The organism is Sphingomonas sp. GW821-FHT03E12 (genome assembly GCF_059420685.1).
Window position 1 is genome coordinate 705,930 of record NZ_JBWKUF010000001.1, and the last position, 24,364, is coordinate 730,293.

Here is a 24,364-nt window from a genome sequence, read left to right on the forward strand (position 1 = left end):
GTCACCGTTGGTGTCGACGCTGGCGCCGATCCAGGTGCCGTTGATCTGCAGCTCGTTCTTCTTGATCGCGGTGTTGGTCACGGTGCCGGTCACCGGGCCTTCGACGCCGACCTTGAGGCCGAGCTTCTCGGACGAGGTGTTGAGCATCGACATCGAGATCGTCTCGCCGGCGTTGATGCCGGTCTGCAGCGTCACGTCGCCGGTCTTGCCGTCGAGCAGGCTGACGCCGTTGAAGTTGGCGGTCTTCGAGATGTTGCCGACTTCAGCGATCAGCTGGGTCATTTCGGCCTGCAGGGTCGAGCGGTCGCTGGGGCTCAGCGTGCCGTTCGATGCCTGGGTCGACAGTTCCTTCATGCGCTGAAGCATGTTGGTGACTTCGCCCAGCGCGCCTTCGGCGGTCTGTGCCAGTGAGATGCCGTCATTCGCGTTGCGGATGGCGACGTTCATGCTCTTGACCTGCGCGGTCATGCGGCTCGCGATGGCGAGGCCCGCAGCATCGTCCTTGGCGCTGTTGATGCGCTTGCCGGTCGACAGACGCTCCATGGCGGTCTGCAGCGACGACGAAGCCAGCTTGGACGCATTCGCGGCGCGGAGGCTCGCGATGTTCGTTCCGATAACAGTCATGTCTTGTCTCCGTTCAGTCCGGCGTCCCCGCTTACCCCCCTGAATGCGAAGGAGCTCGAGCCGCCACAGGGGTCAAACGGCAGGGTCGGTCGGAGATTAAGCAATTTTCTGAACCACGCTTCGAGCGGCCTACGCGCGTACGCGTAGAGGCGCGCGCGGCAATCTGGAGCCGTTTCGGCTGATTTTTGCCGCATGGTTTACGACTCGTTTACCATCAATCCTGCATCACCCTCCCAACAGGGGGTTTGAATGCAGACGATCTTTCCGTCAGCCGCGGTTCTTCGGCAGCACTATGCGCTGGTCTCCTCGCTTCGCGCGCAGGGGTTCGCGATCGGGGCAGCCGACAAGGTGAAGCCGATGCCGGGCGACCTGTTCATGATCGTCGAGGGCGAGGCACCGCCGGTTTCCGCCCGCACCCTGGTGCTGGCCGAAGGGCCGGTCGCCGCGATCCCCTTTCATGACGGCAATCCCGCACGGCTGAGCTTCGGCCCCGAGGATGCGGCGATTGCGAGCGGCTTCGCCAGCGCGATGCTGCGCGGCGCCCATGCCCCGGTCGCAGCCGATCCCGAGAGCCTAGCGCTCTATGCGCTGGCCGAGCGGGTCGCGGCCGCCGACATCACCGTGCTGATCAACGGCCCGACCGGCACCGGCAAGGAAGTGCTGGCCAAGGCGATCCATATGGGCAGCACCCGCCGCGACGGTCCGTTCATCGCGGTCAATTGCGCGGCGCTGCCCGAAACGATGCTCGAGGCGCTGCTGTTCGGCCATCAGAAAGGTTCGTTCACCGGCGCCAATGCGGCGGGCGAAGGCTTCTTCCGCGCGGCGAACGGCGGCACGCTGCTGCTCGACGAAGTCGCCGAGATGCCGCTGGCGCTCCAGGCCAAGCTGCTGCGTGCGCTGCAGGAGCGCGAGGTGGTGCCGATCGGCGCGACCAGCCCCGAAAAGATCGACGTCCGCGTCATCGCCTGCGCCAACCGCGACCTTCAGGCCGAAGTCGCCGAAGGCCGGTTCCGCGCCGACCTTTACTACCGCCTTTCGGTCTTCCCGCTCACCACCCGCCAGCTCGCCGAGCGGCCGGGCGATGTCGCGGCGCTCGCTTCGGCGATGGTGCTGCGCCACGCCGGTGCGCGCGGCCGCCTCCCCTGGGTGACGCAGGACGCGCTTGCCATCCTCCAGTCGCACAGCTGGCCGGGCAATGTCCGCGAGCTCGAGAATGTGATCCAGCGCGCGCTGCTGCTCTGCCCGGGCGACGCGATCACCGCCGATTACCTGATCTTCGACCGTGCCCCCGCCGCCGCCCCGGCACAGGCGGAAGGCACGCTCAGCAACATCGTCCAGCTCAGCGAATTCGCGGCGATCCGCGAAACGCTGGCGCAGTGCGGCGGCAGCCGCATCGAGACCGCCAAGCGCCTCGGCATTTCGGAGCGCACCTTGCGCTACCGCCTCGCCAGGGCGCGCGAGCAGGGTGAAGATATCACGCGGAGGGCCACGGCATGAGCATCGGTGGTGTAGGCGGAGCGGGCGGCATCGACCGCGTCATGCAGCTCCGCGCCCAGATCCTCGAACGCAACGAAGCGCTTCAGCGCGCGACCAGCGGCGCGGCGGCACCGGCGACCTCGCCGGTCGGCCAGCCTGCCGGCCCCGCGAGCTTCACCGAGACGTTCGAGACCGCGTTCCAGCAGGTCAACGGCGCGCAGCACCGCGCCAGCGAACTCTCCGCCGCTTATGAGCGCGGCGAGACAGTCGACATCGCCAAGGTGATGCTCGCCCGCCAGGAGGCGTCGGTCGGTTTCGAAGCGACGCTTCAGGTCAGGAACAAGCTCCTGACCGCCTATCGTGACATCATGAGCATGCCGGTCTGATCGCTATGAGCAACGCAGTATCCGTCGCCGAAACCGCCGCCCTCCCCGCAACCACGGGGCCGGGCGGTTTCGCCAATCCGCTGAGCCAGATGCGCTCGATCCTGGGGCAGCCCGCGGTCAAGCGCAGCCTGCCGCTGATCTTCATGATCGGCCTGATCGGCGCCGCCGCGCTTGCGTGGATGGCTCTGGCAACGCCGCCGCAGCGCGTGCTGTTCGCCAGCCTGCCCGAAAGCGACAAGGCCGCCGTGGCCGAGGCGCTGACCGCGGCGAGCATCCCCAACGCGATCGACGGCGCTGGGTCGCTGACCGTCGGCGAGGATGACTATCACAAGGCGCGGATGCTGCTCGCCGGGCAGGGCCTGCCCAAGGCGGCGCCGGGCGGCTATGCGCTGCTCGACCAGCTGCCGATGGGCGTCAGCCGTGCCGTCGAGGGCGAACGCCTGCGTCAGGCACGCGAGACCGAGCTCGCCCGCTCGATCGCCGAAATCGACACCGTCGCCGAGGCGCGCGTTCATCTCGCGACCCCGGAGGCCACCGTGTTCGTGCGCGACAAGGCCGAGCCCTCGGCCTCGGTCATCGTCAAGCTCCAGCCCGGCCGCACGCTTTCCGACGCGCAGGTCCGTTCGATCGTCAACCTCGTCGCCTCGTCGGTGCCGGGGATGAAGGCCGAAGCGGTGACCATCGTCGATCAGGCGGGCGCGCTGCTCAGCAAATCGGGGCAGGAAAGCAGTGCGGGCGACGCGCGCATCGACTTCCAGCGCCGCGTCGAGGATAAATATCGCCAGCAGCTCGTCCAGCTGCTCACCCCGTTGCTCGGCCCCGGCAATTTCACCGCCGAGGTGCAGGCCGATGTCGATCTGGATGAGAGTCAGGCGACGCGCGAGAGCTTCGACAAGGCCGGCGCCGTGGTGCGTGCCGAACAGGGCAACTGGACCGGCGCGCCGCGCGACGGCGCCAATGCGCCCGGCGGGATTCCCGGCGCGCTCTCCAACGTCGCGCCCGCGCCCAGCGTCGTCGCGACGCCGACGCCGGAAGGCGTCACCGCCGGTAACGCCAACGGCCAGCCCGCGACGCCCGCTGCCGCGCCGGGCATGAAGCAGAGCGACAGCTTTGCGCGCAGCTACGACAATGCCAAGGAAATCTCGGTCACCCGCGCCGCGCCCGGCAACATCCGTCGCCTGTCCGTCGCGGTCCTGCTCAAGGAAGAGCCGGGCAAGCCGCGCGGCCAGGTCGAGATCAAGCAGATCGATGATCTGGTGAAAGCGGCGGTCGGCTTCAACGCCGCGCGCCAGGATCAGGTGACGGTGGTCAGCCGCAAGTTCAGCACGACAGCCGACGCCGCGAACGAGGGGCCTGCCTTCTACGAAAGCGGCTGGTTCGCGATGGTCGCGCGCAACGTGACCGCGGTGGTGATCGCGCTGCTGGTGCTGCTGCTCGGCGTGCGGCCGCTCGCCAAGGCGCTGCTCAAGAAGCGTGAGGACGGCAACCGCGGCGGCGCGCTGCCGATGGGCGGCGCCGACGGTGTCGCGATGCCGGCACCGGTCAGCGCCGAGATGCTTGGCGCGGGTGGCGTACCGCTCGGGGAACGAGTCGGGCTGGTGCGCGATTTCACCCGTGACAACCCGGCGCGCGCAGCCCTCGCCGTGCGCGACATGATCAAGGCGGAAAGCAACTGAGATGAACGCGCCCCGCAACTTTACCGGCGTCGAGCGCGCCGCGGTGCTGATGATGGTCGTCGGCGACGAAGAGGCCGCCGCGATCCTCCAGAAGCTCGATCCCGAGGAAGTCCGTCAGCTCGGCACCGCGATGATGAGCGTCGCCGATGTCAGCGAATGGGAGATGGCGCAGGTCCTGGACGACTTTACCGGCCGCGCGCAGGAGCGCAGCGCGATCCAGTTCGATCCGCGCCCCAAGCTCGAATCGGTCGTCACCAAGGCGCTCGGTCCGGAGCGCGCGAGCACGATCCTGTCGCGCATCCTGCCGCCCGAACCGAATGAGTCGATCTCCGCGCTGCAATGGATGGACGCGACCGAGATCGCGGCGATGCTCGAGGAGGAGCATCCCCAGATCGCCGCGGTGCTGCTCGCGCATCTCGAGCCTGCGACCGCGGGGCAGGTGCTGGAGATGCTGCCCGAGGCAGTTCAGCCGCAGGTGCTGCGCCGCGTCGCCAAGCTGGGACCGGTGACCGCCGAGGCGCTCGCGACGCTGACAGCGCTGCTTGAGCGCCATTCGAGCCAGCCGCGCCGCGTCGCCGGCGTCCAGATGGGCGGCACGCGCGAGGCGGCGAAGATCATGTCGAGCGTGCGCAAGGTCACCGAACAGAAGGTGATGCCCAAGCTCGCCAAGCTGGATCGCGACGTCGCCAGGGCGATCGAGGAGGCGATGTTCGTCTTCGACAATCTGCTCGAGCTCGACGACAAGAATATGGGCACGCTGCTGCGCAACATCGAAAGCGACGTGCTGGTCCGCAGCCTCAAGGGCGCGGACGAGGGCGCGCGCACGCGCTTCCTGTCGTGCATGTCGAGCCGCGCGGCCGACACGATCCGCGACGAGATGGAAGCGCGCGGCCCGATGAAGCTCGCCGAAGTGCTCGAGGCGCAGAAGGTGATGATCGCCATCGCCCGCCAGCTGGTGAAGGACGGGACGATCACCATGCCGGGCGGCGGCGGAGACGACGACTATGTCTGATCCCGAGGGTTTCGTCCCCGGTCTCGCCGCACGCAGCGCGGGGATTGCCGAGGCGCTGCAACGCGCCTTTGCCCCGCCCGAGGAATTCGCTCCGCGCGCGGTTCGCCCGCGCGACGCGGCGCCGGCCGAGCCGCGGCATTTCAGTCCCGCCGAGCCGGGCCACAAGCCGACCGAAGGCTGGGATCCGTTCGACCCCGAACCCGCGCCCGAGCCCAGGGAATTCGTCGACCCGGTCGCCGCGGCGCGCGCCGCCGGCTATGCCGAGGGTCTGGCGGCAGGCCGCGCCGAGGCCGATGCGGTCGCAGCGCAGCAGGCGGCCTTGCTCCAGCAGGTCAGCGATGCGCTGGCCCAGGGCGCGCATTTCGATCGCGAACGCATGGCCGGGCATTTGCGTCAGACGGTGCTGCATCTCGTCGCCAAGATGATCGGCGAATCCGGCGTTGCGCCCGATGTGCTCGCCGGCCGGATCGAAGCGGCGACCGACATGCTCGCCGACAGCGCCGAATCGGCGATCCTGCGCCTGCATCCCGACGACATCGCGCTGGTCCAGGACCATCTGCCCAAGACCGTCTTCCCGGTCGGCGATGCCAATATCGCGCGCGGCGGTTTCGTCATCGAAAGCGCTTCGACCATCGTCGAGGATGGCCCCGACATGTGGCTCGAGCAGCTTGCGCAGGCGATCGACCGCGTTCCCATTCCGCCGGCCGTCTGAGGGCGCTGCATGTATAACCGCTTCACCGCCGACTATCTCGATGGCCTTGCCTGTCGCGATTTCCGCCCGCAGCCCAAGGTGTCGGGGCGCCTGTCCTCCTATGACGGGCTGCTGATGGAAGCGGTCGGCCTGTCGCTGCCGGTCGGCACGGTCTGTGCGATCGGCACGGGTGCGAGCCGCGTGGAGGCGGAGGTGATCGGCTTTCGCGGCGGCAAGACGCTGCTGATGAACCTGGGCGGCCCCGCCGCCTTGCTCCCCAATGCGCCGGTTCGTCCCGTTGGCCCTCCGGGCGAGGCCGAGGTCGGCGCCGCGATGCTCGGCCGCGTGGTCGATGGCGCGGGCAAGCCGATCGACGGACTTGGCCCGATCCGGGGGGCAGGCAAATGGCCGCTTGCGGGGAAGATCCAGTCGCCGCTGGACCGTGGCCGCGTGCTCCAGCCGCTCGACGTCGGGGTGCGGGCGATCAACGGGCTGCTGACGATCGGTCAGGGCCAGCGCGTCGGCATCATGGCAGGATCGGGCGTCGGCAAGTCGGTGCTGCTCGGCATGATGGTCCGCGCCGCCAAGGCCGATGTCATCGTGATCGGCCTGATCGGCGAGCGTTCGCGCGAAGTTTCCGACTTTCTCGAGACCAAGGTCGCGGGCGAAGCGCGTGCGCGATCGGTCGTGGTCGCGGTCCCCGCCAACCACTCGCCGGTGCTGCGCATCCGCGGTGCGTTGCGCGCCACCGCGATCGCCGAAGCCTTTCGCAACGAGGGCAAGAAGGTCCTGCTGATCATGGATTCGCTGACCCGCGTCGCGCATGCGGGGCGCGAGATCGGGCTGGCGCTGGGCGAACCGGCAAGCGCGCGCGGCTATCCGCCCAGCGCGATCGCGATGCTGCCGAGCTTGATCGAACGCGCGGGGACTGACGTCCATACCGGCGGATCGATCACCGCAATCTATACCGTGCTCGCCGATGGCGATGACGGCAACGACCCCGTGGTCGATTCGGCGCGCTCGATCCTCGACGGGCATATCGTGCTGAGCCGGGCGCTGGCAGAACGCGGCGTCTATCCCGCGATCGACCTCGGCCCGTCGGTCAGCCGCGTGATGACCGATATCGCCGATCGCGAGCATGTCGCCGCCGCGCGCGTGCTGCGCCGCCACCTCGCGACCTATGAGGAGAATCGCGATCTGGTGCTGATGGGGGCCTATCGCGCGGGTGCCGATCCGGCGATCGATGCCGCGATTGCGTGCCATGATTCGGTGCTCGACTATATCCGCCAGGCCTATGACGAGACCGTCAGCCTCGAAGAGGCGGTAGCGGAGCTGGTCGGCGTCTTTGGCGATGCCTGACAAGCATCAAAAGAAGCTCGGCCGCTTGTTGCGGGTTCGCACGCTCCAGCTAGACATGGTTCGTGCCAGCGAAGTGGCGGCGCAGGCCAAGGTGACCAACGAGGAGGCGCTGCGCGCGCGCATCGCGCAGCTGGCGCAGGGCGTCGCGCCGGCGCCCAAGCCGGGCAGCGCCACCAGCCTGATCGCCGCAGCCTATTATCGCGATCGTCTTCACCAGTCCGCCTTCGCCGCCGACCGCCGCGTCGCCGAGGCGCAGCGCGGGCTCGACACGGCGCGCGTCGCGACCCGCGAAGCCAAGCGCGACCAGACCGCGATCGAGAAGCTGATCGAGCGCGCCGAGGCCAACGCCGCGCGCCGCGCGATGCGCGCGCTTGAGGATATGCCTGCGATTCCGAAAAAACGGCACGATCCTTGCTGAACTCTGGGCGAAGCCCGGCATGAAACACCGGGCGAAGGAGTTTTCGCCCGCAATGCCAGACTTGCTCGCCTCCGCCTCGCTGCTCCCGCTGACGCCTGCGATCGCGCCGCGTACGGCCCCTGTGACCGTGCCCGCGGCAGCGGATTTCATGGCGATGCTGGGTGAGCTTGTGCTCCCGCCCGGTGCAAAGCCGCAAGGCGGCAAGGGGCAGGCGGTTGCCGGGGGCGGCAAGGATTTGCCGGTCGAGCCCGCACTTGCTGCCGGCGACGAGGATGAAAGCGATGCGCTGGTCGCATGGCTCCCTGCCGGGCTGGTGCCGATCGCACCGCCGCCTGAGCCGGTTGCGCTGCCTGACACAATGTTCGTTGGCGCCGGATCTTCAGCGGAGATCGAGGCGGCCGGGCTCGCCACGCCGCACGCCGATGCGGATCTGCCCGCCGCGGTTCCCGGCCCGGTCGAGGTCTCCGCTCCGCTGGATGGGCTGGCGGGTGCGCCGCTTGCCAAGGCCGCGCCGATTGCGACCGCGGTTCCCGGCTCATCGGTGATCGACCCCGCGCCAGCGGATGCGCCGGCCGCCGACGCTGCGGCCGTCGACGCCGCGTCTCTCGAAGTTGCCGTTGCATCGGAAGCTGCACCGCGCGGCAAGGCGGAAGCGCCAGCGCGGGAGGCGCCGCTTCGCCCGGTTCCGGCGCATGCCGCCGCCCCGCAGCCCGTCGTTCCCGGCGCGCCCGCAGCCCAGACCGCGGCTCAGGTCTTCGCCGCAGCAATCTCGGCATCGTTCGATTCGCCGGCTGCGCCTGCTCTGCGGGTGGCGGACCCGGTGGCCGTGCAGGCCCATAGCGCCGCCACCGAACAGCTGCGCACCACCGTACAGGCGATGTCGGGGGCTGATCAGCCGCCGCTCGACCTCAGCCGCGGCGACTGGGCGGGCAAGATGGTCGATCGGATCGCATCGATGCGCGACGCCGCGGAGGCAGCCGACACGCGCATCCGCCTCGCGCCCGAGAATCTGGGCAATGTCGATGTTTCGATCCGCCGCGATGGCGACCGGCTGCACGTCCACTTCACCGCCGAGAATCCCGCAGCCCGCCAGCTGATCGCCGAAGCCGCACCGCGGCTTGCCGAGGTGGCGGAAGCGCGCGGCGTGAAGCTTGGCCAGACCAGCGTCGATGGTGGCACCGGCGGCCAGCAGCAGGGCCAGGCAAGCCAGTCGGGTCAGCCGCAATCCCGCCAACCCGCGCGTCCGGTCTCTGCCGCGGCGCACGCCACGCAATCGAGCCGCGACGATCGCGTCGCCTGAACCATCTCCAGGGGGAAAGTGAGTCATGAGTGACGAGAAAGAGGCCGCACCGGTCAAGAAGAAGGGCGGGGCCAAGAAGTGGATCCTGATCGGCACCGGCCTGATCGTGCTGGTCGGCGGCGGGGTCGGCGGGGGGCTCTATGCGTCCAATGCCGGTCTGTTCGGCGGCGCCAAGGCCGAGGGTGAGGCCGAGAGCGGCAAGCCGCGCCTCGTCCCCAAGGACGAGGAAGTCCGCGCCAAGGCCGAAGGCAAGGAAGGCGAAGGCGGCGAGAGCAAGGGGATGAAGCCCCCGGCGGGCGAGGGCGGGGACAAATATGCCTCGACCTATTACCAGATGGAGAAGGAGTTCACCTCCAACCTGCGCGAGAGCGTGCACTTCGTCCAGGTCGGGATCGCGATCTCGACCCCCTATGACAACAGCGTCATCGAAGGCCTCAAGACGCATGAGATGGCGGTGCGATCGGCCATCCTCCTCTCGCTCGGCGAGACCAGCGAGGACGAGGTGTTCACCGCCGAGGGCAAGAAGAAGCTGCAGAAGCGCCTGGCCGGTGCGATCAACGCCGTCCTCAAAGAAAAAGAGGGCTTTGGCGGCGTTGGTAACGTCTACTTTACCAATTTCATTGTTCAGTGAACGGACATGGTTAACAGTCCTTCAGACATGACGACGCCGGAGAGGCGCGAGCGTCCCCGGACCGGAGCGGAGCACGCCCCGGCGCTGGGAACGGCCAGCCTCAACCCGTTCGGGGATCTGCATTCGGTGCAGCATCTCTCGGCACGGCTCGCCAAGTCATTGAAGGGAAGTTTCGAGCCTTTGGTCGGCGAGGGCGCACGCTGCTGGGCCGAGCCGCTCAGCGTCCAGCGGTTCGGCGACTATCGTGCCGAGCGCCCGCAGACGCTGACCGCATGGCTGCCGCTGGCGATGTCGCCGGGCCGCGGCCGCGCGCTGATCGTCATCGACGGCAAGTTCGGCTTCGAGATGCTCGACCGTTTCTTCGGCGGCGAGGGCGAGGCGCCCCAGCCGCTGCCCGCCGAGTTCACCGGCTCGGCCGAGACGTTGCTGGCGCGCCTGTCCGATACGCTGGCGCAGCAGCTTTCCCCGGCCTGGGAACTGCTCGCCAAGATCGATTTCGTCCCCGCCCAGACCTTTGCGCCGCTTTCGGTGATGCCGGAGATTGATGCGGGCGAAGCGATGGTCGTCACCCGCCTGGGCATCGCCACGGGCGAGGCCAAGCCGCACTGGATCGACATTCTCTATCCGGTCGCGGCGCTGAAACCCTACACGCCGTCGCTCACCGCCAAGGTGATCGGCGGCGAGCCCGAGCCCGAGCCCGAATGGCGCAACGGCCTGACGCGCGCCGCGATGGCGCTGCGCCTGCCGGTCCGCTCGGTGCTCGCCGAGCCGGTCGTGCCGCTGTCGATGCTGATGGCGCTCAAGCCCGGCGACGTGATCCCGATCAGCTTCGGCCCCGATGTGCCGGTGATGGTCAACCGCCAGCAGATCGGTGCCGGCACCGTCGGCACCGCCAATGGCCAGGCCGCAATCCGCCTGACCCGTTTCGAATCCTTCAGCCTTGAGGACGCACGATGAACGATATGACCGGGGGCATCGCCACCGATTCCGCCGCGGCGGCCAACTTCCATTTGTTGCAGGACGTGGACGTCAAGCTGACGGTGGAGATCGGATCGACCACGCTGACCCTGCGTGAGCTGCTCGCGCTCGGCGAATCGAGCGTGATCGAGCTCGACCGCCAGGCCGACGAGCTGCTCGACGTGTTCGTCAACGGCACGCTGATCGGTCGCGGTGAGGTCGTGACCGTCGGCGACAAGTTCGGCATCCGCATGACCGAGCTGGTCGCGCCCGACAAGCGGGGCTGATCCACCATGATGTGGTCCTACATCCTGAAGCTGGTCGTGCTGCTGCCGCTGGTCTGCGGGCTGCTGATCGGCTGTCTCTATCTCTGGCGCAAGCTCGAGGCGCGGCTGCCCGGCAATCAGGGCGACCGGATGCTCAAAGTCAAGGAGACGATGATGGTCTCGACCGGCACGCGCATCGCGGTGCTCGAGGTCGAGGGCAAGCGCATCCTCGTCTCGGTCAGCCGTAACGGCGTCAGCCTGATCGACCGGATCGACCCGTGACCGCCGGCCTCCGTCACCTCGCACTCGTGCTGGGTGCGTTTGCACTCGCGCTGTTCCTCGTCGCGCCGGCCTTTGCGCAGGGTGCGCCGGCGCCCGCCCCGGTCGCTGCGCCCGCCGCTGCGCCGACGCCCGGCGTGGGCGACGCGGTCGATCGCGCGCTGGGCGATCTTGGCGGCGGCGATGCGCCGCTCAGCCTGTCGCTTCAGGTCCTCATCATCATGGGGCTGCTCACGGTTCTGCCGGGCATCCTGCTGATGATGACCAGCTTCACACGGATCATCATCGTGCTGGCGATCCTGCGGCAGGCGCTGGGGCTTCAGCAGACCCCGCCCAATCAGGTGCTGGTGGGGCTTTCGCTGTTCCTCAGCTTCTTCGTGATGGCGCCGACGATCAGCCAGATGAATACCGCCGCGATCCAGCCCTATGCGCAGGGCCGCATCGGCGCGACCGAGATGATCGAAAAGGCGGGCGAGCCGCTCCACGCCTTCATGCTCAAGCAGACGCGGGTCAAGGACATCACCATGTTCGCGCAGATGGCCAAGGTCGGCCCGATCGCGAACCCGAAGGATACGCCCTTCTCGATCCTGCTGCCGGCGTTCGTGACCAGCGAGCTCAAGACCGCCTTCCAGATCGGTTTCCTGATCTTCCTGCCGTTCATCGTCATCGACCTGATCGTCGCCACCGTGCTGATGAGCCTCGGCATGATGATGATGTCGCCGACGATCATCTCGATGCCGTTCAAGCTGCTGCTGTTCGTGCTGGTCGATGGCTGGGCGCTGACGATGGGCAGCCTCGCCTCCAGCTTCGTGACCTAGGTTTGTGCGCGGTGCCAGCCCGCTCCTCCACCCGGCCACCCATCAAGGATACCCTGAAGTGGGTGGCCGGGTGGGGGAGCGGGCCGGAACCGCAAAGGATTGAATGATGGACGCAGAATATTTCCTGACGGTCGCGCGCGAGGCGATGTGGGTGCTTGCGCTCGCATCGGCCCCGATCCTGATCCCGGCGCTATTGTCGGGCCTGATCCTCGGCATGGTGCAGGCCGCGACCTCGATCCAGGAACAGACGCTGACCTTCGTGCCCAAGCTCGCGATCGTCGGGGTCAGCCTCGTGATCTTCGGGGGCATGATCATGACGCTGCTGGGGGATTTCACGACGAGCATCTTCGAACGCATCCCCGAGCTCGTTCGCTAGGTCATGCTCGGCTTCGGCCTCTCGATCGAGCCTCAGCTCTGGGCGCTGCTGTTCACGATGGTGCGTGTCGGCGCCGCGTTCGTGGCGGCGCCGGTGTTCGGCGCGGTGTCGGTGCCGATGAATGTCCGCATCCTGCTCACCGCTGCGGTCGGCATCCTGTCGATGAACGCGGTGCCGATCGATGCGCCGGGCGAAGTCTTCGCGCTGGCGACATTTCTTGCAGTCGCCGCCGAGGTGCTGGTCGGCCTCGCGCTCGGCTTCATCCTGCAGATCGCCTTTGCCGCGCCGTTGGTGGCGAGCGAGGTGATCGGCGTGTCGATGGGCCTTTCCTTCGCCACTGCGATCAACCCGCAGACCGGCGCTTCGACGCCCGCGCTCGGCCAGTTCCTGACGATCCTGCTGACCTTGCTGTTCCTGGCCGTCGATGGTCACCTCGTGCTCGTCGAGCTGGTGGTGCGTTCCTATGAGCTGCTGCCGCCGGGGCAGGCCTGGCTGACCCCGGACAAGCTCCAGAATATCGCGCTGTTCGGCGGATACGCCTTCCTTGCGGGCCTGCTGCTCGCATTGCCGGTCGGTTTCCTGCTGCTCTGCCTCAACATCGTCGTCGGTATGCTCTCGCGCTCGGCGCCCGCGCTCAACCTGTTCGCGATCGGCATTCCCGCCAGCCTGGCGATGGGTGTGCTCGCGTTGCTCGTCGGCATGCCCGCAATGGGCGACTACATGCTCGTGATCGTGCGCGAAGCGCTCGACGCGGCCCAAACGCTGGTGCTCGGCTGATGTCGGAGAGCGCAGGCGAAAAGACACAAGCACCAACACCCAAGCGCAAGGAAAAGGCGCTTGAGCAAGGCGACCTGCTCAAGTCGCGCGATTTCGGCGCGGCGCTGATCATCCTGCTCGGTTGCGGCTGGATGGTGCTGATGGGACCGCAGCTGCTCGGCGCGATCAAGGAGGTGATGGGGGCGAGCTTCACCTTCGGCCGCGCCGATATCGAGAGCTTCCAGCCATGGAAGCCGCTCGCCACCGCGGGGTGGAAGCTTGCCCCTTCGCTCGGCGCCCTGCTCGCGATCACCCTGGTCGGCGCGATCGCCAGCCAGGCGGCGCTCGGCGCGCTGCACTGGAACGGCAAGCTGCTCGCGCCCAAGGGCAACCGCATCAATCCCGGCTCGGGCCTCAAGCGCATCTTCGGCCCGACCGGCTGGATCGAGCTGTTCAAGTCGCTGCTCAAGGTGATCCTCCTCGGCGGGATCGGCGGGTGGATGCTGTGGGGATCGGCGGCGCCGACCATGGGCCTGGTCTCATCCGATCTCGGCACCGCGGTGAAGTCGCTGGGGGATACGTTTGCGACGCTTGTCTTCGTGATGGCCGGCGGGCTGCTGCTGATCGCGGGCATCGACCTGCCGATCCAGATTTTCCGCCACATGCAGCGGCTCAAGATGAGCCTTCAGGAAGTGAAGGACGAGCACAAGGAAAGCGAAGGTTCGCCCGAGGCCAAGGCTGCGCAGCGCCAGCGCCAGCGCGAGATGGCCAAGGGCGGCCTGCGCAGCAAGCTGCAGGAAGCACATGTCGTGCTGACCAACCCGACGCATTTCTCGGTCGCGCTGCGCTATTCGAGCGGCAAGGATCAGGTGCCGGTGGTGGTCGCCAAGGGCCGCGGCGAGATCGCGCTGGCGATCCGTGAGCTGGCCGACGAATTCGCGGTGCCGCGGATCGAGCTGCCGCCGCTGGCACGCGCCATCTACTTCACCAGCCGCGAGAATCAGGAGATTCGCGACGACCTCTATATGGCGGTCGCGACCGTGCTCGCCTTCGTCTTCGGGATCGACAAGCGCGCGGGGGGACGCATGCCCGCTATCACGGTGCCGGACACGGCGCTGTTCGACGAGAACGGCGTGCAGAACGGCCTAAAGGCTCAACGATGACGGCCGTTAACCAGCATAGAGGGGGACGTTCACGTGGCGGTTGAATCGACGACATCGACGACATCGACAAGCTCGATCGCCTCGACGCTGGGCACCGGGTCGGGCATCGATACCACTGCGCTCGTCAAGGAACTGGTCGAGAAGCAGTTCGCCTATCGCAACGCCACGCTCACGCGGCGCGAGGAAACCCTGACCGCCCAGATCAGCGCCGCGACGATGCACAAGAGCAACATCACCAGCTTCGCCACCGCGCTGTCGACCTTGTCGCGCGGCGGCACCCTCGCGACCCAGCCGACCAGTTCGAGCACCGGCATCCTCAATGTCTCGCGGCTTTCAGGCGCCAATCTCAGCAATCTGAGCGCGCAGCTCGAGGTTCGCCAGCTCGCGTCCGCGCAGGCGGCTTCGGCAGCGCCGGTGGCGGACAAGACCGCGGCGATTGGCCGGGGCACGCTGACGCTGACCTTCGGCACCGCCACCGTCGCCAATGGCGCTATGACCGGCTTTACCGCGGGTGCCGCCACGCCGGTGACCATCACGATCGGCGAGAATAACTCGAGCCTGGAGGGCATCGCGGCGGCGATCAACGCCGCCAATGCCGGTGTCAGCGCATCGATCCTCACCGATGCGGCAGGATCGCGGCTGGTGGTGAAGGGCGGTACCGGCGAGGCGCGCGCCTTCACGCTGACCGCGTCGGAGACGGCGGGGCATGAGGGGCTGGCCGCACTCAACATCGGCGTCGGCGCGAGCGGCACGACGATCGGCAGCGCTGCCGCCGATGCGATCGTCGCGATCGATGGCGTGGCGCTCAAGCGCGAATCCAATACGATCTCGGACCTTATTCCGGGCGTGAAGCTCGACCTTGTCTCGGCCCAGCCCGGAACGATGGTGAATATCGGCAAGACGCTGCCGACCAATTCGCTGATGCAGGCGGTTCAGGATTTCGTCGAAACCTATAACGAGCTCTACAAGGCGCTGCAGAAGGACCTCAGTCCGGTCGACGGCGCGCTGCGGCAGGATATCGCGGCGAGGAACCTCAAGCGCCAGCTCCAGCAGCTGACGCTCAACCCGATCGCGAGCGGCGCGGCCGATGTGCCCACCACGCTTGCGCAGATCGGGGTCAAGACCAACCGCGACGGCACGCTGAGCCTCGACACGCCGGTGCTGACCAAGGCGCTGGTCAACCATCCGGGGCAGGTCGAGAAGATGTTCGCCCAGCCTGCGGGCAGCGCAACGACGAACAACGGCCTGTCGGTCGTCCTCGACGCAATCTCGAGCGCCGCCGCCAGCACCCAGCGCGGGCTGGGCGCGAGCGAGATCAACTACACCAAGGCCAAGATCGATGTGGTCGACGACAAGACCGAAGCGGTGCGCGACGCCGAAGCGATGCGCACGCGCATGACGCGCCAGTTCGCGACGATGGATGCACGGGTCGCTGCATATAAATCGACGCTGACCTTCCTCCAGAATCAGGTCGATGCGTGGAACAAGCAGGGCTGATGCAATGAAGGCCCCGATGCGTCTCAGCGCCAACGCCGCGCAGACCTATCGCTCGATCGACGCGGTCGGCAGGACCGCAGCCGCCGATCCGCACGCGCTGGTCGAGATCATGTACAAGGAGTGCATCGCCGCGCTCCGCGCCGCCGCCTTCGCGACCGAGAAGGGGCAGCTTCCCGTCCGGAGCGAGCGGATCGCACGCGCCACGGCGATCCTGTTCGCGCTCGAATCCGGCCTCGATTTCGAGCGCGGGGGTGAGGTCTCGCGCACGCTCGCGACGCTCTATCACGGGCTTCGCGCCCAGATCCTCAACGCCAGCATCGGCGGGGATCCCGCACCGTTCCGCGCGGTTGCGGACGATCTGGAAGACATTGCCAATGCCTGGAGTCAGGCGCGCGCAGCCTGATCAGGCATTTGAACGCGACCAGCGCGCGATCATGTCATCGACCGAAACCGGACGTGCGGGGGCTGCAACCCCGGCGCGCGGCTCGAATTGCGGTGCGGTCGCTGCGCCCTCCGGCCCGGCCGCAACGGGGCGGCGCGCCAGCGCATGCGGATGTCGGGCCGCCTCGGCAAGCGACAGCACCGGCGTGACGCATGCCTCCCCTTGCGCGAAGCTGCGGACCCATTCGTCGCGCGTGCGCGCCGCGAACCGTTCGGCGAAGCGCGCGGCCATCGCCGGCCAGCCGGTGCGGTCGAGCTGCGCGAAGCTGCCCGCCGGGAAGCCGAGACCGGTGCACAAGGATTCGAACTGAGCGGGCTCGATCGCGCCGACCGCGATATGCTGGCCGTCGGCGCAGGCGTAGCTGCGGTAGAAGGGCGCGCCGCCATCGATCAGATTGGCCTCGCGCCGGTCGACCCAGCGGCCGCTGGCGAACAGGCTCTGGGTCAGCGCCATCAGCGTCGCCACCCCGTCGATCGCCGCGGCATCGACGACGCGTCCCTCGCCATCGATATGTGCGCCCAGCATTGCCGAGACCATGCCGAGCGCGAGGAACAGCCCGCAGCCCGCATGGTCGCCGAGCAGGTTGAGCGGGACCGCAGGCGCATCCGGCGCACCGATCGCATGAAGCGCCCCGGTGAGCGCGAGGACGTTGATGTCGGCACCCGGGCGCCCCGCGAGCGGCCCGGTCTGTCCCCAGATGCTCGCCCGGCCGTAGACGAGCCGCGGATTGCGTACACGGCACCGATCGGGCCCCAGCCCCAGCGCCTCCATCGATCCGGGCGGCATCCCTTCGACCAGCGCGTCGGCATGCCGGGCGAGGTCGAGTACCTCGGCGATCGCCGCAGGCTCGCGGAAATCGAGCGTCACGTCCTGCCGGCCGCGATAGAGGGCGGGGACGATCGCGCTGGTCCCACTGCCGGGCTGGACGATCCGCACCACCTCGCACCCCAGATCGGCGAGCAGCATTGATGCGAAGGGCACTGCGCCGATCGCGTCGATCTCGATCACCCGCATTCCTGCCAATGGTGCCCGCATAGTCCTCTCTGTCTCCGAGTGCGTATCAGTGGGTGGCCCGAGGCATTTGTTTCGGCTAGCGCGGGCGCATGAGCAAGCCGCACATCGTCGCCCTGGGCGGCACTTCGCGCCCCGAATCGGCGACCGGCCGCGCGCTGGCACATTGTCTGGATCTTGCCGCGGCAAAGGGCGCCCGCGTCACGCTGCTGACCGGAGAGGCGATCAACTTCCCGCATTACGAGCTGGGCTGCACGATCGACGACCCGCGGGTGACGCATTTCGTATCGGTTCTGCGCGAGGCGGACGGGCTGATCGTCGGATCGCCCGGCTATCACGGCTCGCTCTCCGGCATGGTCAAGAATGCGCTCGACTATGCCGAGCTGCTGCGCGGCGACGAACGCGCCTATTTCGACGGGATGCCGGTCGGGCTGGTCGCGACTGCGGGCGGCTGGCAGGCGTCGGTTTCGACGCTGGCCGCGCTGCGCACGGTGATCCACGCGCTGCGCGGCTGGCCGACCCCGCTGGGCGTCGCGATCAATACCGGCCCGGGTGCGGGCGGTACCGATGCGGTGGCGGACGCTTCGGCGCAGCTCGGCGTGATGGTCGATCAGATCCTGGGATTTCTGCGCCGCTGACCCGGTATGTGGTTGCCGGGGCGTTAACGGGATCGTGACGCTTTCCGCCCTACGCTCGCGCGCATGAGCCAGAGCCTCCTTTCGAACGAGACGCGCCGGGGTGCGACCACGGTGCTGATCGTGGACGACAGCCGCACCAACCTCAATGTGATGGGCGCGCGGCTGGGGCAGGCGGGTTATCTGGTCGTGCTCAGCGACAATGGACGCGAGGCGCTGGATCTGATCGCCGGACGCGGCTTCGACCTCATCCTGCTCGACATGATGATGCCCGGTATGTCGGGGACCGAGGTGCTGGCGGATCTGCGCGCGACGCCGCGCACCGCGGATCTTCCGGTCATCATGATCACCGCGCGCAGCGACAGCGGTGCCGTGGTCGAGGCGCTGGCCGCCGGCGCGGACGACTATGTCGCCAAACCCTTCGATTTCGACATCCTGCTCGCACGGATCGACCGGACGCTCGGCCGCGCGAACCGGATCGCGGAACTGAAGCGAGCGGTCGCGTCGCTCGACGCGCGCATCGCCGCACGCGCGATCGAACTGGGTGAGGCACGCACCGAACTTGCCGTCACCCGCGCCGACCGGGCACGGCTGGTCAGCTCGATCAGCACGCTCAATGCCGAAGTCGAACGCCTCAGCGGAACCAGTGCCGCCTGACGAAATAGAAGGTCACGGCCGCCGCCACCGCCAGGCTGAAGGCGGTGATCACCCAGAATGACCCGGGATGGTCGTCATAGGGAATACCCTGCACGTTCATCCCGAACAGGCCGGTGATGAAGGTGAGCGGCAGGAACACCATCGCGGCGATCGCGATCACCAGCGATCGCTGGTCGATCACCTCGGCGCGCAGATCGGTCAGCGTCTCATGGATCAGCGCCGCGCGCTCGCGGATGCTCTCCAGTTCTTCGGCCATGCGAGCGGCGCGGTCCGCGGCACCCGAAATATGCAGCCGGTCGTCGTCGCTCAGCCAGCGGACGGGCAGCGCTGACAATTTCTCCAGCGCCGTGCGTTGCGGATAGAGGAAGCGGCGATAGCCGATTGCCTTGCGCCGCACGGCATTGACCTTCTTGCGCAGCTCGAACGCCTGTCGTTCGTCGAGCTGCTCCTCGCAACTGTCGAGCGAATCGCCGAGATCGGCGACCTGCGGATCGAGCTGTTCGGTGATCGCCTCGGCCAGCGTGGCGATCAGGTCGCCGGCATCCTGAACGTCGCCAGCCTCGGTTGCCGCGCGCGCGACTGCCAGCGCGTCGAGCGGAAGGCGGGTGACGGAGATGACGCGGGTACCCTCGGCGTGCAAACGGATCGAAGCCAGCGGGTCGGAGCTCTGCATCGCCGCCTGCGTCATCCCGCGCAGGTTGAGCACGGCCGACCCGTCGATCTGGTCGCAGCGCGGGCGCGTTTCGAGCGCGGTCAGCGCATCGATGACGAACCGGTCGAACTTCGCGACATCGCGCAGCCACGCCTGCACCTCTTCGTCGCGCGAGGTGAGGTGGATCCACACGAAGCCGCGCCGCACCCCGATTGCGTCATGGGCATCGAGTGCACGCACGCCGCTGCGGGTGACGACATAGGCAAAGCCGCTCAAATGGCCATCTCCAGATCCACGGTCAGACCGGGCAAAGTAGCGGGCGGGGCTTCGCACGCAATCCGTTCGGCATCGGCGCGCGCGCGGGTCAGGATTGCGGCAGGCACATCGGGCCGGTGCGTTACCCTGTCGGCCTGGGCGAGCCATCGCGCCTCGCGCAGGGTGAGATCATCGGGGTCGGGGGAGCGCAGGGCAATGCGGACGATGCCCTCCCTCGCCGCGTCCGGCGCGGCGAGCCAGCGCTCGACTGCTCCTGCGGGCTGATCGGCGAGCGGATCGAGCGGACCGGCCAGTGCGGCGCCAATCGCGCTCCGTCGCGCGCCTGCGTCGGGCCAGCGGCTGCGGATCGCATCGCGCGCCTGCTTCAGCGCATCCGCCAGCCCGCCGAGCGAGGCGGGCAGCATGGCCTCGAGACGCTGGCGCAGTGCTGCTGCGAGGCCCGCGGACGCGCCGCCGGTGCCGATCGCGATCGTCACCGGATCGCGCTCGACGATTGCGGGCAAGGTGAAGTCGCACAGGTCCGGACGGTCGGCGACATTGACCAGGATGTCGCGGGCCCTGAGCCGCGCCGCGACGGGTTCGGGGTCTTCACAAGCGACGATGGCGAGGCGGGCATCGCTCTCCTCGCCGACGATCACCGCGCCCGCGCGCGACAGCAGGCGGCGCTTCGCCTCCGCCGCCGCGCCGCTGCCGATCAGGATCACGGGCCGCCCGTCCAGCTGGACGAAGACGGGCAGCCCCGATCGTTTCACCGGACCCACTCGGGCACGCGCTCGGCCCCCATGATGGTTTCGGGCTGGATGCGGTCGGCGACGACCGCGTACTTGTCACCCGACACCAGCACCTCGGGCACCAGCGCTCGGCTGTTGTAGGTCGAGGCCATGGTCGCGCCGTACGCGCCCGCGGTGCGGAACACGGCGAGATCGCCCGACTTCACGACGTCGATCTCACGCCCCATCGCAAAGGTGTCGCCGGTCTCGCACACCGGGCCGGCGATGTTCGCGACGAACTTCTCGCCGGTCGGCTCGACCGCCTCGAACTCGTGATAGGCGTCGTAGAGTGCCGGGCGGGCAAGGTCGTTCATCGCCGCGTCGACGATGACATAGGGGTTGCCCGCGGCCGGCTTGACCCAGATCACCTCGGTCACCAGCACGCCGGCATTGCCGCAGATGAAGCGGCCCGGCTCGAACATCAGCGTCGCGTCCCAGCCCTGGGTGACGCGCGTGACCATCGCGCCGAATTCCTCGGCGGTCGAGACGGTCTGGCCGGTGTGATAGGGGACGCCGAGCCCGCCGCCCAGATCGACATGGGTGATCGTATGACCCGCGGCGCGCAGCTGCGCGACCAGCTCGCCGACACGCTTGTAGGCGGCCTCGAGCGGGGTGAGTTCGGTCAGCTGGCTGCCGATATGGATCGCGACGCCGCGCAGGTTGAGGCCGGGGCGCTTGGCCAGGCGGTCGAAGATCTCCAGCGCGCGGTCGATCGCGACACCGAACTTGTTCTCGGCCTTTCCGGTCGAGATCTTGGCGTGGGTGCCCGCGTCGACATCGGGGTTCACGCGCAGCACTGCGGGTGCGGTCTTGCCCTGCGCATGGGCGAGATCGGCAAGGACCTCGCCTTCCTCTTCGAGCTCGAGGTTGAACTGGCCGATCCCCTCGTCGAGGCCCAGCTGAAGCTCGGCGCGGGTCTTGCCGACGCCGGAGAAGACGATGTCTCCGGCCGGCATGCCCGCCGCCAGCGCGCGCTTGAGTTCGCCGCCCGAGACGACGTCGGCGCCATAGCCCTGCTTTGCGAGCACGCCGAGCACGGCGAGGTTGGGATTGGCCTTGATCGCGAAGGCGAGGTGGACGCTGGGCAGGGCGGAAAGCGCCTGCTTGAGCGCGGAGGCGTGGCGCTCGAGCGTCGCGGTCGAATAGACATAGACCGGCGTGCCGACGTCGGCGGCAATCGCGGGGATGGAGACGTCCTCGGCGTGAAGGACGCCGTTCTTGCGGTTGAAATGATCCATGGGAATAGGGTCTTCTTGATTACTGCGGCGGAAGTTCGAACTCGTCGCCGCGGCGTTCCTCTGAGCTGCGCAGCACTTCGTCGCTGCGCGTCGGTCGGGTCTGGGGCGGCGCCTTCACCAAATCGGCCGGTGTCGGTGTGGCCACCGCCCCATAGGGTTTGGTCGGCAGCGATCCCCCGGCGGCCGGTTTCAGGCCGCCCTTGTTGCCGCAAGCAGCCAACAGAAGCGCCGTGAAGACCACCAGGGTTCGCATTGTTACTCTCCTCTTGCGGCGCGTGCCGCCGCAATTGCCTCACGCACCCGCGCGGGTGCGGTTCCACCAAAGCTCGTCCGGCTCGCGACCGAGGCATCGACGGTCAGCACGCCGAATGCGCGTTCGTCGATACGCTGGTCGATCGCCTGCAGATCCGCAAGCTCGAGCTGGTCGAGCCGTACATTCTTCGCCTCGGCCGCCGCGACCGCGCGGCCGGTGATGTGATGCGCCTCGCGGAACGGGATGCCGCCCTCGCGCACCAGCCAGTCGGCAAGGTCGGTGGCGGTCGAGAAGCCGCTTTCGGCGAGGCCGCGCATCCGGTCGGTGCGGAACTGCGCGCTCTCGACCATCCCGGTCATCGCCGCGATCGACAAGGCAAGCAGGTCGTGCGCCTCGAACACCGGCGGCTTGTCGTCCTGCATGTCCTTCGAATAGGCGAGCGGCAGCCCCTTCATCGTGATCATCAGCGCTGTCAGGCAGCCGACGATGCGTCCCGAATGACCGCGCACCAGCTCGGCGGCGTCCGGGTTGCGCTTCTGCGGCATGATCGAGCTGCCGGTCGACCATTGGTCGCTCAGCTTGACGAAGCCGAAGGGCTGGCTCGCCCAGATCACGAATTCCTCCGCCAGGCGCGAAAGGTGCAGCGAGCATTGCGCCGCCGCCATCAGATAATCGAGCGCGAAGTCGCGATCACTGACGGCATCGAGCGAATTGCGCGTCGGCCCGTCGAAGCCGAGCGCCGCCGCCGTCGCGTCGCGGTCGAGCGGGAAGCCGGTGCCGGCCAGCGCCGCCGACCCCAGCGGGCAGCGATTGCCGCGCGCGCGTCCGTCGGCGAAGCGCGAAATGTCGCGGGCGATCATCTCGAAATAGGCCATCAGGTGATGGCCGAGCGTCACCGGCTGCGCGCTCTGGAGGTGGGTGAAGCCGGGCATCACGCTGCCGGCATGCTCCTCGGCCCGTGTCAGCAGCGCGTCCTGCAGCGCGGCGAGCGCGGCGAGGACCTGATCGGTCGCGTCGCGCACCCACAGGCGGAAATCGGTCGCGACCTGATCGTTGCGGCTGCGCGCGGTATGGAGGCGCCCGGCAACCGGCCCGATCTTCTCGGCCAGCCGCGCCTCGGTCAGCATATGGATGTCTTCGAGCGTCAGATCCTCGGGCACGCCGTCGCGTTCGTAATCGGCGGCGACCGCGTCGAGCCCGGCCGAGATCGTCGCCGCATCCGCCGCATCGACGATACCCTGCTTGCCCAGCATGGCCACGTGCGCTTTCGATCCTGCGATGTCCTGACGCCACATGCGCTTGTCGAACGGGATGGAAGCGTTAATCTCGCGCATCACCGACGACGGGCCTTCGGCAAAGCGCCCGCCCCACATGCTATTGGAGTCTGTCTTGCGCTCGACGATCGCGCTTCTCCCTGTCCTTGCCACGCTGGCGCTTGGAATCGCCGGCTGCGATACGGCCAAGCAGCCGGGCGAGCAAGCAAACGCCGCTGTTGGCAATGAAAGCCCCGCTGCGCCCGCCAACGCCGCCGATGCGGTCGAGCGGATCGGCACGATCGACCGCAGCCACAAGGGCGAGGGCATGCCGCCGGTCGCGTTCAGGGCGCCCGACGGGCATTTGACCAAGCTCGAGGCGTTCAAGGGCAAGCCGGTGCTGCTCAACCTGTGGGCGACCTGGTGCGCGCCATGCGTGCGCGAAATGCCCGCGCTCGACCGGCTCGCCCAGCGCGAGGGTGCGAAGCTTCAGGTGGTGACCGTCAGCCAGGATCTGGAGGGCGCCGCCAAGGTCACGCCCTATTTCAAGAAGGCCGGGTTCCAGGCGTTGAAGCCGTATCTCGATCCTGATGTCGGCCTGTCGACCCATTACGGCGTCAACCTGCCGACCACCGTGCTCTACGACGCGCAGGGCCGTGAGGTGTGGCGTGTCGCCGGCGACATGGACTGGGACGGCGAGACCGCGAAGGAATGGCTGGCCGAGGCGAAGTGAAGTTGACGAAGTTACGCGGAACGCGATTCATTCTGTCAACTTGGTCGGCTTTGTCGGGGCGGGGCTTTAGGCAGGGCTGATCGACGCGATCAAAGAGCGGCCGTCATGCAGCCCGGCTATGCAAGCAAAGCAATTCCAACATTGCAAGCGGGGTGTCGGCTATTGGGTAGAAAGCGGTCAGCGGCACCAGTATACTGGTAAAATGGGGAGCGCCGCGATTGCTCGATCTCTCATTGGCTTATCTCTGGCGCTAGCTGCCACGGCTTGCGGCAACGCGCCTGTGCAGAGGGCAATTACAGTCGACGAATTTATAGCCCAGATAGATCAACTGAATGGCCAAGCAGTCAGTGTTATCGGCTATCTCGGCGAGTGTCAGGGGAATAGCTGTCATCTCTATCGCCGAAAGGCGGAATCGGCCGATATGGACCGCGCAATGTCAGTCATGAGGGCTGCGCTGGCGGAAGGGGCCACCGACGTATCCGGGTTCCGTTACCCAAATCACCCAGCTGTCTCGATGGGCACTGGACCAGAGTTCTCCTTCTTCGATCTGCGCGCCTCTTTCTATTCGGGCAGCTATGTCGTGATTACCGGTCGGGCGAGTAATCAATGCCGATCAGAAGATGTGGCGTGCTTCGACCGGGCCGCTGACCTTGAACCCACCTCCATCCGTTCAGCCGCTGAGCAATCATGATGGAGGGTCAGGAGCTTCCGCAAATGGGTCGCTAGCGGCCATGCCCCTCTCCGTCATCCCGGCCTTGT

28 protein-coding genes and 1 pseudogene are annotated in these 24,364 nt (G+C 67.8%); 22 read left to right on the top strand and 7 right to left on the bottom strand.

What is annotated here, in order from left to right; translation table 11 throughout:
* Nucleotides 1–264 precede the first annotated feature (264 nt).
* Nucleotides 265–624 (bottom strand): annotated as a pseudogene (locus AC07TU_RS03420) (flagellin N-terminal helical domain-containing protein); the annotation flags it as partial.
* A 249-nt stretch (nt 625–873) separates the two neighbouring features.
* Here AC07TU_RS03420 and AC07TU_RS03425 point away from each other — a divergent pair.
* The 18 genes from AC07TU_RS03425 (at nt 874) to AC07TU_RS03510 (ending at nt 16,088) form a co-directional block, all read left to right on the top strand.
* The gene (locus tag AC07TU_RS03425; RefSeq protein WP_495186502.1) at nt 874–2,121 is read left to right on the top strand and encodes a sigma-54 interaction domain-containing protein; all 1,248 of its coding nucleotides are present in this window, start codon (nt 874–876) and stop codon (nt 2,119–2,121) included.
* Nucleotides 2,118–2,486, top strand: a complete 369-nt coding sequence (fliE, locus tag AC07TU_RS03430; protein ID WP_495186503.1) for a flagellar hook-basal body complex protein FliE — start codon at nt 2,118–2,120, stop codon at nt 2,484–2,486. The genes AC07TU_RS03425 and fliE overlap by 4 nt, the downstream gene beginning before the upstream one ends.
* Before the next feature lie 5 nt (nt 2,487–2,491).
* Nucleotides 2,492–4,162: a flagellar basal-body MS-ring/collar protein FliF gene (gene fliF / locus AC07TU_RS03435; protein ID WP_495186504.1), complete on the top strand. Its 1,671-nt coding sequence runs from the start codon at nt 2,492–2,494 to the stop codon at nt 4,160–4,162.
* Between the two features lies 1 nt (nt 4,163).
* Nucleotides 4,164–5,174: a flagellar motor switch protein FliG gene (gene fliG, locus AC07TU_RS03440; RefSeq protein ID WP_495186505.1), complete on the top strand. Its 1,011-nt coding sequence runs from the start codon at nt 4,164–4,166 to the stop codon at nt 5,172–5,174.
* Nucleotides 5,167–5,886, top strand: a complete 720-nt coding sequence (locus AC07TU_RS03445; RefSeq protein ID WP_495186506.1) for a FliH/SctL family protein — start codon at nt 5,167–5,169, stop codon at nt 5,884–5,886. The genes fliG and AC07TU_RS03445 overlap by 8 nt, the downstream gene beginning before the upstream one ends.
* A gap of 9 nt (nt 5,887–5,895) precedes the next feature.
* Nucleotides 5,896–7,224 carry a FliI/YscN family ATPase gene (locus AC07TU_RS03450; protein ID WP_495186507.1) on the top strand — a complete coding sequence of 443 codons (1,329 nt, stop codon included), beginning with the start codon at nt 5,896–5,898 and terminating at the stop codon, nt 7,222–7,224.
* Nucleotides 7,217–7,642, top strand: a complete 426-nt coding sequence (locus AC07TU_RS03455; protein WP_495186508.1) for a hypothetical protein — start codon at nt 7,217–7,219, stop codon at nt 7,640–7,642. The genes AC07TU_RS03450 and AC07TU_RS03455 overlap by 8 nt, the downstream gene beginning before the upstream one ends.
* A 52-nt stretch (nt 7,643–7,694) precedes the next feature.
* Nucleotides 7,695–8,942 (top strand): flagellar hook-length control protein FliK, encoded by a 1,248-nt coding sequence (locus AC07TU_RS03460; protein WP_495186509.1) that lies wholly within the window; start codon nt 7,695–7,697, stop codon nt 8,940–8,942.
* A 25-nt stretch (nt 8,943–8,967) separates the two neighbouring features.
* Nucleotides 8,968–9,573, top strand: a complete 606-nt coding sequence (locus AC07TU_RS03465) for a flagellar basal body-associated FliL family protein (protein WP_495186510.1) — start codon at nt 8,968–8,970, stop codon at nt 9,571–9,573.
* Nucleotides 9,574–9,600: 27 nt separating this feature from the next.
* Nucleotides 9,601–10,530, top strand: coding sequence for a FliM/FliN family flagellar motor switch protein (locus tag AC07TU_RS03470; RefSeq protein ID WP_495186511.1), 930 nt, complete (start codon nt 9,601–9,603; stop codon nt 10,528–10,530).
* Nucleotides 10,527–10,817: a flagellar motor switch protein FliN gene (gene fliN / locus AC07TU_RS03475; protein ID WP_495186512.1), complete on the top strand. Its 291-nt coding sequence runs from the start codon at nt 10,527–10,529 to the stop codon at nt 10,815–10,817. The genes AC07TU_RS03470 and fliN overlap by 4 nt, the downstream gene beginning before the upstream one ends.
* A 6-nt stretch (nt 10,818–10,823) precedes the next feature.
* On the top strand, nt 10,824–11,078 hold the full coding sequence (locus tag AC07TU_RS03480; RefSeq protein ID WP_495186513.1) for a flagellar biosynthetic protein FliO: 255 nt from the start codon (nt 10,824–10,826) through the stop codon (nt 11,076–11,078).
* The gene (gene fliP, locus AC07TU_RS03485; RefSeq protein ID WP_495186514.1) at nt 11,075–11,893 is read left to right on the top strand and encodes a flagellar type III secretion system pore protein FliP; all 819 of its coding nucleotides are present in this window, start codon (nt 11,075–11,077) and stop codon (nt 11,891–11,893) included. The genes AC07TU_RS03480 and fliP overlap by 4 nt, the downstream gene beginning before the upstream one ends.
* 103 nt (nt 11,894–11,996) lie before the next feature.
* Nucleotides 11,997–12,269 carry a flagellar biosynthesis protein FliQ gene (fliQ, locus tag AC07TU_RS03490; protein WP_495186515.1) on the top strand — a complete coding sequence of 91 codons (273 nt, stop codon included), beginning with the start codon at nt 11,997–11,999 and terminating at the stop codon, nt 12,267–12,269.
* 3 nt (nt 12,270–12,272) lie between these two features.
* On the top strand, nt 12,273–13,046 hold the full coding sequence (fliR, locus tag AC07TU_RS03495; protein WP_495186516.1) for a flagellar biosynthetic protein FliR: 774 nt from the start codon (nt 12,273–12,275) through the stop codon (nt 13,044–13,046).
* A complete protein-coding gene (gene flhB / locus AC07TU_RS03500) occupies nt 13,046–14,188 on the top strand; it encodes a flagellar type III secretion system protein FlhB (protein ID WP_495186517.1) in 1,143 nt (380 codons plus the stop codon). The genes fliR and flhB overlap by 1 nt, the downstream gene beginning before the upstream one ends.
* A 33-nt stretch (nt 14,189–14,221) precedes the next feature.
* Nucleotides 14,222–15,685 (top strand): flagellar filament capping protein FliD, encoded by a 1,464-nt coding sequence (fliD, locus tag AC07TU_RS03505; RefSeq protein WP_495186518.1) that lies wholly within the window; start codon nt 14,222–14,224, stop codon nt 15,683–15,685.
* A 16-nt stretch (nt 15,686–15,701) separates the two neighbouring features.
* Nucleotides 15,702–16,088 (top strand): flagellar export chaperone FliS, encoded by a 387-nt coding sequence (locus AC07TU_RS03510; protein WP_495186519.1) that lies wholly within the window; start codon nt 15,702–15,704, stop codon nt 16,086–16,088.
* Here AC07TU_RS03510 and AC07TU_RS03515 read toward each other — a convergent pair whose 3' ends face one another.
* Nucleotides 16,089–17,162 (bottom strand): CaiB/BaiF CoA transferase family protein, encoded by a 1,074-nt coding sequence (locus tag AC07TU_RS03515; RefSeq protein WP_495186520.1) that lies wholly within the window; start codon nt 17,160–17,162, stop codon nt 16,089–16,091. It lies immediately after the preceding gene.
* Between the two features lie 68 nt (nt 17,163–17,230).
* Between AC07TU_RS03515 and AC07TU_RS03520 the strand changes: the two genes are divergently transcribed.
* Together AC07TU_RS03520 and AC07TU_RS03525 are read left to right on the top strand one after the other, a co-directional pair.
* On the top strand, nt 17,231–17,776 hold the full coding sequence (locus AC07TU_RS03520; RefSeq protein WP_495186521.1) for an NADPH-dependent FMN reductase: 546 nt from the start codon (nt 17,231–17,233) through the stop codon (nt 17,774–17,776).
* Nucleotides 17,777–17,839: 63 nt separating this feature from the next.
* Nucleotides 17,840–18,430 (top strand): response regulator, encoded by a 591-nt coding sequence (locus AC07TU_RS03525; protein ID WP_495186522.1) that lies wholly within the window; start codon nt 17,840–17,842, stop codon nt 18,428–18,430.
* Here the strand turns inward: AC07TU_RS03525 and AC07TU_RS03530 are convergent.
* Genes AC07TU_RS03530 through argH form a run of 5 tightly spaced genes read right to left on the bottom strand, consistent with a single transcriptional unit; the run spans nt 18,408 to nt 22,992 of the window.
* The gene (locus tag AC07TU_RS03530; RefSeq protein ID WP_495186523.1) at nt 18,408–19,358 is read right to left on the bottom strand and encodes a zinc transporter ZntB; all 951 of its coding nucleotides are present in this window, start codon (nt 19,356–19,358) and stop codon (nt 18,408–18,410) included. The genes AC07TU_RS03525 and AC07TU_RS03530 overlap by 23 nt on opposite strands.
* The gene (locus AC07TU_RS03535) at nt 19,355–20,110 is read right to left on the bottom strand and encodes a precorrin-2 dehydrogenase/sirohydrochlorin ferrochelatase family protein (RefSeq protein ID WP_495186524.1); all 756 of its coding nucleotides are present in this window, start codon (nt 20,108–20,110) and stop codon (nt 19,355–19,357) included. Before AC07TU_RS03535 ends, AC07TU_RS03530 begins: the two co-directional genes overlap by 4 nt.
* Nucleotides 20,107–21,366 (bottom strand): diaminopimelate decarboxylase, encoded by a 1,260-nt coding sequence (gene lysA, locus AC07TU_RS03540; protein WP_495186525.1) that lies wholly within the window; start codon nt 21,364–21,366, stop codon nt 20,107–20,109. The genes AC07TU_RS03535 and lysA overlap by 4 nt, the downstream gene beginning before the upstream one ends.
* A gap of 19 nt (nt 21,367–21,385) precedes the next feature.
* Nucleotides 21,386–21,619, bottom strand: coding sequence for a hypothetical protein (locus AC07TU_RS03545; protein WP_495186526.1), 234 nt, complete (start codon nt 21,617–21,619; stop codon nt 21,386–21,388).
* Between the two features lie 2 nt (nt 21,620–21,621).
* The gene (gene argH, locus AC07TU_RS03550; protein ID WP_495186527.1) at nt 21,622–22,992 is read right to left on the bottom strand and encodes an argininosuccinate lyase; all 1,371 of its coding nucleotides are present in this window, start codon (nt 22,990–22,992) and stop codon (nt 21,622–21,624) included.
* A 16-nt stretch (nt 22,993–23,008) separates the two neighbouring features.
* Here argH and AC07TU_RS03555 point away from each other — a divergent pair, with 16 nt between their 5' ends.
* Nucleotides 23,009–23,605: a TlpA family protein disulfide reductase gene (locus AC07TU_RS03555; RefSeq protein WP_495186528.1), complete on the top strand. Its 597-nt coding sequence runs from the start codon at nt 23,009–23,011 to the stop codon at nt 23,603–23,605.
* A 118-nt stretch (nt 23,606–23,723) separates the two neighbouring features.
* Nucleotides 23,724–24,296, top strand: a complete 573-nt coding sequence (locus tag AC07TU_RS03560) for a hypothetical protein (RefSeq protein ID WP_495186529.1) — start codon at nt 23,724–23,726, stop codon at nt 24,294–24,296.
* Nucleotides 24,297–24,364 lie beyond the last annotated feature (68 nt).

What these genes read in the sequence shown, in the direction of transcription:
- AC07TU_RS03425 (WP_495186502.1), top strand. Translation starts at nt 874, where the DNA reads ATGCAGACGATCTTTCCGTCAGCCGCGGTTCTTCGGCAGCACTATGCG.
- fliE (WP_495186503.1), top strand. Translation starts at nt 2,118, where the DNA reads ATGAGCATCGGTGGTGTAGGCGGAGCGGGCGGCATCGACCGCGTCATG.
- fliF (WP_495186504.1), top strand. Translation starts at nt 2,492, where the DNA reads ATGAGCAACGCAGTATCCGTCGCCGAAACCGCCGCCCTCCCCGCAACC.
- fliG (WP_495186505.1), top strand. Translation starts at nt 4,164, where the DNA reads ATGAACGCGCCCCGCAACTTTACCGGCGTCGAGCGCGCCGCGGTGCTG.
- AC07TU_RS03445 (WP_495186506.1), top strand. Translation starts at nt 5,167, where the DNA reads ATGTCTGATCCCGAGGGTTTCGTCCCCGGTCTCGCCGCACGCAGCGCG.
- AC07TU_RS03450 (WP_495186507.1), top strand. Translation starts at nt 5,896, where the DNA reads ATGTATAACCGCTTCACCGCCGACTATCTCGATGGCCTTGCCTGTCGC.
- AC07TU_RS03455 (WP_495186508.1), top strand. Translation starts at nt 7,217, where the DNA reads ATGCCTGACAAGCATCAAAAGAAGCTCGGCCGCTTGTTGCGGGTTCGC.
- AC07TU_RS03460 (WP_495186509.1), top strand. Translation starts at nt 7,695, where the DNA reads ATGCCAGACTTGCTCGCCTCCGCCTCGCTGCTCCCGCTGACGCCTGCG.
- AC07TU_RS03465 (WP_495186510.1), top strand. Translation starts at nt 8,968, where the DNA reads ATGAGTGACGAGAAAGAGGCCGCACCGGTCAAGAAGAAGGGCGGGGCC.
- AC07TU_RS03470 (WP_495186511.1), top strand. Translation starts at nt 9,601, where the DNA reads ATGACGACGCCGGAGAGGCGCGAGCGTCCCCGGACCGGAGCGGAGCAC.
- fliN (WP_495186512.1), top strand. Translation starts at nt 10,527, where the DNA reads ATGAACGATATGACCGGGGGCATCGCCACCGATTCCGCCGCGGCGGCC.
- AC07TU_RS03480 (WP_495186513.1), top strand. Translation starts at nt 10,824, where the DNA reads ATGATGTGGTCCTACATCCTGAAGCTGGTCGTGCTGCTGCCGCTGGTC.
- fliQ (WP_495186515.1), top strand. Translation starts at nt 11,997, where the DNA reads ATGATGGACGCAGAATATTTCCTGACGGTCGCGCGCGAGGCGATGTGG.
- fliR (WP_495186516.1), top strand. Translation starts at nt 12,273, where the DNA reads ATGCTCGGCTTCGGCCTCTCGATCGAGCCTCAGCTCTGGGCGCTGCTG.
- flhB (WP_495186517.1), top strand. Translation starts at nt 13,046, where the DNA reads ATGTCGGAGAGCGCAGGCGAAAAGACACAAGCACCAACACCCAAGCGC.
- AC07TU_RS03510 (WP_495186519.1), top strand. Translation starts at nt 15,702, where the DNA reads ATGCGTCTCAGCGCCAACGCCGCGCAGACCTATCGCTCGATCGACGCG.
- AC07TU_RS03515 (WP_495186520.1), bottom strand. Translation starts at nt 17,162, where the DNA reads ATGCGGGCACCATTGGCAGGAATGCGGGTGATCGAGATCGACGCGATC.
- AC07TU_RS03520 (WP_495186521.1), top strand. Translation starts at nt 17,231, where the DNA reads ATGAGCAAGCCGCACATCGTCGCCCTGGGCGGCACTTCGCGCCCCGAA.
- AC07TU_RS03525 (WP_495186522.1), top strand. Translation starts at nt 17,840, where the DNA reads ATGAGCCAGAGCCTCCTTTCGAACGAGACGCGCCGGGGTGCGACCACG.
- lysA (WP_495186525.1), bottom strand. Translation starts at nt 21,366, where the DNA reads ATGGATCATTTCAACCGCAAGAACGGCGTCCTTCACGCCGAGGACGTC.
- AC07TU_RS03545 (WP_495186526.1), bottom strand. Translation starts at nt 21,619, where the DNA reads ATGCGAACCCTGGTGGTCTTCACGGCGCTTCTGTTGGCTGCTTGCGGC.
- argH (WP_495186527.1), bottom strand. Translation starts at nt 22,992, where the DNA reads ATGTGGGGCGGGCGCTTTGCCGAAGGCCCGTCGTCGGTGATGCGCGAG.
- AC07TU_RS03560 (WP_495186529.1), top strand. Translation starts at nt 23,724, where the DNA reads ATGCAAGCAAAGCAATTCCAACATTGCAAGCGGGGTGTCGGCTATTGG.